Consider the following 1,926-nt stretch of genomic DNA (forward strand, 5'->3'; position numbering starts at 1 on the left):
ATTACACGTCGCTCGGGCTCGCCTGATCCGAGTCAGGCTGGCTGGAATGCTGTATACCTGAATTATTCACTCAGGTATGTCAATCTGAGTTTTTTACTAAGAAATAAAAACCCCTTGCGCGCAAGGAGATGCCATTGAAAACAGCGTGCCAAGGAGGGCTTTCGCATAGGCAAAGTCAGCCACTCAGCAGGAGGCGCTGTGGCTGATCCTATTGGTTCCTCACCGGCCAGCCGCTGCTTTGCAAAAGACACGGGTCGGCATAAGGTCGGTCTTGTTCCGCTATCAGGGAGGGGACAGTGATTGATCACGTGACTTTCGGCGTAACCGGTTTTGACCGTTCAGCTGCATTTTACGACAGCGCCTTTGCGCCCCTGGGGGTTGCGCGGCTGTTCACTGTTCCGCTCGAGCACACGGATGGCGTCAAGGTTGCCGGGTACGGCGACACCCGCCCGTGGTTCTGGCTCGCTGAAGAAGACGCAACAACCGGTAAGCTGCATATCGCGCTGACGGCCCGTGACCGTGCCAGTGTGGATGCATTCCATGCCGCCGCCCTTTTGGCGGGCGGAACAGACAATGGGGCGCCGGGCCTCAGACCGCATTATCATCCGGGCTACTATGGCGCGTTTGTCCTGGATCCTGACGGGCACAACATCGAAGCGGTCTGCCACACACCTGCAGCATAGCCTGCCTGTTCCGCTGTCTGCTGAAACAGGGAGACAAGACAAGCCGGGCAAAGCAAAACCCCGCCATACTGACGGGGTTCGCGCAATCTCAGGCCGCCTCGCCGGGGCGGTTCATGCGGTCTGGGGGCTCAGCTGCGGGTGCCGGAGAAGCGCGCCTGCCAATCCTCGCGCTGCTCGTCGGTGATCTTGGCAAAAAGCACTTCGGGCACGGTGAAGCTGTGGCCCGCGGGCAGGGCGGCCAGGGCTGCTGCCGCATCTTCGGGCCAGTTGCGGTCGTCCGAGTTCATAGCGGCCATCAGCGTGTCCGAAGCCTGCGGGATGAAGGGGGCCGAAAGCACCGCGTAAAGGCGGATCAGGTTCAGGCCCAGACGCACCTGTGCGGCGGCGCGGTCAGGGTCTTGCTTGAACACCGACCAGGGTGCCGCGGACTGCAGATATTCGTTGCCCGCGACCCAGATCGCCCGCAGCTCCTGCGCCGATTTGCGGACCTCCATCGCCTCCATATGGCGCTCATAGGCGCGGATGCGGGTGGTCAGCTCGTTGATCAGTGCCTGTTCCTGTTCGCCGTATTCGCCAGCTGCCGGAACTTCCTCGCCGAACTTGGAACGGCAGAATTTGGTGATACGTGAAACGAAGTTGCCCAGCACGTCCGCCAGATCCTTGTTCACAGACTGCTGGAAGTTCTCCCAGGTGAACTCGGAATCGCTGCTTTCCGGTGCATGGCTCAGCAGCCACCAGCGCCAGTAGTCCGCGGGCAGGATCTCCAGCGCCTGGTCCATGAACACGCCGCGCCCCTGGCTGGTCGAGAACTGGCCGCCGTCATAGTTCAGGTAGTTGAACGACTTCAGGTGGTCGACCATCTTCCACGGCTCGCCGGAGCCGAGGATGGTGGCCGGGAACGACAGCGTGTGGAAGGGGACGTTGTCCTTGCCCATGAACTGGACGTATTTGACGTCCTCGGCGCCCTTGTCGGTGCGCCACCAGCGCTGCCAGTCGGCGTCGGTCTTGCCATTGGCCTCGGCCCATTCGGCAGCAGCGGCGATATATTCGATCGGCGCATCAAACCAGACATAGAAGACCTTGCCTTCCATGCCGGGCCAGTCCGCGCCGCCCTTTTTGACCGGCACGCCCCAGTCCAGATCACGGGTGATGCCGCGGTCCTGCAGGCCGTCGCCGTCATGCAGCCATTTCTTGGCGATCGAGGTGGTCAGGATGGGCCAGTCGTTCTTGCTGTCGATCCAGG

General features: G+C 61.5%; 2 protein-coding genes. One reads left to right on the forward strand and one right to left on the reverse strand.

The genetic code is table 11. The features are described 5' to 3' along the window. Positions 1-296: 296 nt before the first annotated feature. Positions 297-683, forward strand: a complete 387-nt coding sequence (locus A2I95_RS34385) for a VOC family protein (RefSeq protein ID WP_291737013.1) — start codon at positions 297-299, stop codon at positions 681-683. A 128-nt stretch (positions 684-811) separates the two neighbouring features. Here the strand turns inward: A2I95_RS34385 and A2I95_RS34390 are convergent. After that, positions 812-1,926, reverse strand: a 1,115-nt coding sequence (locus tag A2I95_RS34390; protein ID WP_291737015.1) for a class I tRNA ligase family protein, incomplete at its 5' end; no start/stop codon positions are given.

Source organism: Leisingera sp. F5, assembly GCF_001593695.1.